The 4,529-nt window shown below is 59.3% G+C and carries 2 protein-coding genes and 1 pseudogene; 1 reads left to right on the top strand and 2 read right to left on the bottom strand.

Translation table 11 applies throughout. The features are described from left to right. Both glyA and AC1DRJ_RS20255 read right to left on the bottom strand, forming a co-directional pair. Positions 1 to 266: pseudogene (gene glyA, locus AC1DRJ_RS20260) on the bottom strand (serine hydroxymethyltransferase); the annotation flags it as partial. A gap of 108 nt (positions 267 to 374) precedes the next feature. Further along, the gene (locus AC1DRJ_RS20255) at positions 375 to 4,223 is read right to left on the bottom strand and encodes a bifunctional diguanylate cyclase/phosphodiesterase (RefSeq protein ID WP_477803713.1); all 3,849 of its coding nucleotides are present in this window, start codon (positions 4,221 to 4,223) and stop codon (positions 375 to 377) included. 91 nt (positions 4,224 to 4,314) lie between these two features. Between AC1DRJ_RS20255 and AC1DRJ_RS20250 the strand changes: the two genes are divergently transcribed. After that, on the top strand, positions 4,315 to 4,529 hold a 215-nt coding region (locus AC1DRJ_RS20250; protein ID WP_477803712.1), incomplete at its 3' end, for a hypothetical protein.

Genomic DNA, 4,529 nt, shown 5'->3' with positions numbered 1-4,529 from the left:
TTGGCGCCGTGGGTCAGGTGACCACCGTGGGCCAGGCTCATGCCCAGGATGGTGTCGCCAGCCGACAGCAGGGCCAGGTAAACGGCGCTGTTGGCTTGCGAACCGGCGTGTGGCTGAACGTTGGCGTAATCGGCGCCGAACAGTTCTTTGGCGCGGTCGATGGCCAGCTGCTCGACGACGTCAACGAACTCGCAACCACCGTAGTAGCGCTTGCCCGGGTAGCCTTCGGCGTACTTGTTGGTCAGTACCGAGCCTTGAGCTTCCATCGGCTCGCTCCCACAGGGTTTCGGGTGTAAACAGAACTTGTGAGCACCGAAAATCCACTGTGGGAGCGAGCCTGCTCGCGAAGGGGCCATCAGCCTGTCTGCAAGACTTCAGTCGAACATGAAGAGCGCATCATTGCTGTACTGTGCTTCAAACTGGCTGGGCGGCATTGGCCGGCCGAACAGATAGCCCTGAACCTCATCACACCCATGTTCACGCAGGAAGTCCAGTTGCTCGTGGGTTTCCACACCCTCGGCGATCACCGCCAGGTTCAGGCTGTGAGCCATGGCGATGATCGCCCGGGCAATTTGCGCATCCTGTTCACCGGACGGCAGGCCATCGACAAACGAACGGTCGATTTTCAGAACGTCGATCGGGAATTGCTTGAGGTAGTTGAGCGATGAATAACCGGTGCCGAAGTCGTCGACTGCGATGCTCAGGCCGAGGTTTTTCAACCCGGCGAGAATTTGCATCGCCTCGCTGACTTCGCGCATCAGGATACTTTCGGTCAGCTCCAGCTCCAGGCACGCTGGCGGCAGGCCGGTTTCCTTGAGGATGTTGGCGATCCGTGTACCCAGCTGACCGTCGGAGAACTGCCGCGCCGAAATGTTCACGGAAACCTTCGGCACACGGACGTTCGACTGGTGCCAGGTCTTGAGCTGACGGCACGCTTCGCCGATCACCCAGTCGCCGACATCCACCACCAGGCCGAGCTCTTCGAGCACTGGAATGAAATCCCCCGGCGGCACCAGCCCGCGTCGCGGATGACGCCAGCGCAGCAAGGCTTCGGCACCGGTCAATCGTTTGCCATCGCCGCTGAACTGCGGTTGGTAATACAACACGAATTCGTTCTGTTCCAAGGCGTGGCGCAAGTCGCTTTCCAACTCCAGACGCTCCAGAGCGGTGGCATTCATGTCTGCCTGGTAAAACTGGAAGTTGTTCTTGCCGCGCTCCTTGGCGTGGTACATCGCCGTGTCGGCGTTCTTCATCAACTGGCTGAGTTCGTTGCCGTCCTGCGGGCTCAGGGCGATACCGATACTGGCCGTGACGAAGAACTCGCGGCCTTCCAGCACAAAGGGTTTCACCAGGCTGGCGAGAATCTGTTCGGCCACATGAATCGCCCGGTTCAGCGCGATTTCGCGGTTGGCCCGTGGTTGCAACAGCAAGGTGAACTCGTCGCCGCCCATCCGTGCCACGGTGTCGTCATCGTCGACGCAGCCGAGCAGGCGCGTGGCCATTTCCTTGAGCATGCGGTCGCCGGCGGCGTGACCGAGGGAGTCGTTGATCGGTTTGAAACGGTCCAGGTCGAGGAACATCAACACCACCCAGGACTTCTGCCGTTCTGCCGATTGCAGCGCGGTGTGCAGGCGATCCTGGAACAACGTGCGGTTGGGCAGATGGGTCAGGGCGTCGTAGTAGGCGAGGCGGTGAATCCGCTGCTCACTGGCCTTGCGTTCGCTGATGTCGCTGAAGAAGCACACGTAACTGGCCAGATCACCTTCATCATCGAGCACCGCCGTGATGCCGACCCAGGCCGGGTAGTGTTCGCCATTGCGTCGCTTGAGCCAGACTTCGCCCTCCCAAGTGCTGTTCTGATGAAGTTGCTTGAGCACGTAGCGCAGGTGCGATTCCTGATGCTCGTCGACGGTCAGCATGTTCGGCAACTGGTCGAGCACTTGCTCCACGGCATACCCGCTGACGCGACTGAACGCTTCGTTGGCCTGAACGATATAACCGGCCGGATCGGTGATCAGAATAGCCGAGGTCGAGTGTTCAAATACCGTGGCCGCCATACGCAGGTCTTTCTCGGCCCGGCGCTGCTGACTGATGTCGCGACCGACGCCGAGCACGCCTTCGAATGCGCCGTGTTCGTCCCAGACCAGCACCACCCTCAGTTCGATGGGAATCTTGCGGCCGTCGGCCCGCAGGCTATCGAACAGAAACAATTGGGTCTGTACCTGGGTGCGCAACTGCGCCAGTTGCTCAGGTTTATCCAGCACTTTGCTGACCCGGTCCATCAGGCCGAAGACGCCGGTCAGTTGTTGCGGGTTCGCGATGATCGATTGCCAGCCGTTCTGGAAGATCCACTCCGCGTCGTAACCGAGCACAGCTTGCACCGAAGGGCTGACGTAGTTGAGCGACAGCTTGCTGTCCGTGGAGAAAATCACGTCGCTGATGCTTTCGGCGAGCATCCGGTAACGCTGCTCACTGTCGCGCAAAGACTCACTGGCCTCGATCTGGTCGGTGATGTCCTTGGCCACACCAATGATCCGCGTGACCTGATGGTGCTTGTCCCGTGCCAAAGCCTGTTCGCGAATCTCGAACCTCCGCCAGTTGCCATCACGGTGGCGGAAGCGCAATTGGCATTGCATCAATTGGCTGTAACCTGCCTCGCGCTGGGTCTGGCGTGAGCGGTGGTAGAAATCGGCGTCTTCGGGGTGCAGCAGGATTTCCCAGAAGTACTCACCCATTTGATGCAGTTCGGTGCATGCGTAACCCAGGGTCTGCCCCAGGTGGTGGTTGCTGAAAATCATCCGCTGGCTGATCACGTCCTGCACGTACAGGTGATCTGGCACGGTGCGCACCACATCGGACCAGAAGCTTTCACGTTCCAGCAGCGATAGCTCGATCAGTTTGCGGCTAGTGATGTCGGTGATGCTCAGGATCACGGCTTTATAGTCGTCCTGATCGACTGGCAGACGCAGGACCAGCCACAAATGCTGATCGCGGTCATGGGCATCCTGCAGTTTGATTTCCAGTTCAAGCTGCCTTTGCTGGTTGAGCACTGCTTCGAGCACTTGATTGCCGATGGCAGTGCCGTCCTGCGGGTTGCCGTCGATCAACTGGTCCCAGGCTTGATCGCAGGATTTGACGTTGAGCAGTTGCAGGGCAACCTGGTTGACCTCGGTGATGCGCAATTCCTGGAGCAGTTGCCGGCGTTGTTCCGGGGAATCAAGCCAGGTTTGCAATTGTTCGCTGCTGTTCAATTGAGCCTTGTGGAAAAAGCTCTTGAGCCCTGATACGTCGAGTACGCAGAGGGCAACGCCGGTGCCCTCGAAAATGTCCTGATAACGTCGACGGCCCTCATTCAGTTGGCGTTGACGCCGGCGCATGTTCAGCAGCGCAATGAAGGGCAGTAGAGAGAGCGCCAGGCCCAGCAGGCATTTGCCAATGAATGCCGGCAGCAGGTCTTCGAGCACCCGTTGGCGATCGAACAACCCGCGCAGTTGCCAGTCGCTGTTGCTCAAGGGAACGGTCAGCACACTGCTGGCCAGTTCATCCGCTGTCAGCACGCTGGGTGTGCTTGAGGGCATCCCGTCGTCGCGGCTGATGATCTGGCGATTGATCCGGTTTTCTACCAGCCACAGCGGGCGGATACCGGCTTCGTCTTGTTTGGTCAGGCTTGAGAAAAAGGTCGGTGTCAGGCGCAGGGCCCAATAGCCTCGGGTGCTACCACTGGCTTGATGCAACAGAAGATGGACCTGCGATCCGTCATCGGCGTTGCTGAAGTAGTGCGCCTGAGCGTGACTGCGCCGTACCAGTTCACTCAGGTAATCGGCGTCTTGATTGTCATCGGCGCTGTCACTGAGGATTTTTCCGGAGGGGCTAAGCAACGCCAGGCTGCGCAACTCGGGCAAAGACCGTTGCAGCTTGCGCAGCAGCGCCTGCTGTTCGTCGGCGTTTTGCGGTTGCTCGACGATCGGTAGCAGGTTGAGGGCAATCTGCGCGTTGAGTGCCATATTCAGGCTGACTTGCGCGGCCAGATCGGCGGTGTAATCGATGGTGTATTGGCGCTGGCTATTCTGGGTTTCGCGGAGCTGKTCCAGCAACTGCCAGAACAGCAGGGCGAGCAGCAGCAGGACGAGGGTAGCCAGTGTGCCCTTCAAGGTTCCGCGCAGGGGTGAGCCGGTCGCAGGACTGGGGGCACTCACGGAAATGGGCGGAAGGGCGTTAGACAAACTGTAATCCTGCGTTTTGACTGGACTGGCGCGATGTGGACTCTATGTCGGACGCCCGAAGGGCGGCTAGCATGCCCTGAGTTGTGGCTAAGTGCCAGTCCCGCTCGGCTGGACTGCCTTCCGTCAATCAGGTAGCTTTGCCGGTTACGCGGGAGCGTTCCAGCTCCTAAAATCAGACTTTTTTCAGCGCGCACGTATTGATAGCTATCATTCGGACGACGCGCACGGTCTGGCCGGGCTTCGCCTGCGCTCCAATCATTCATCTGTCACTGACCCAAGGTTCTCCATGGCTCAATACGTCTTCAC

It is taken from the genome of Pseudomonas sp. P5_B2, from assembly GCF_056400445.1.
This window is presented reverse-complemented; position numbering and strand designations above follow the sequence as displayed.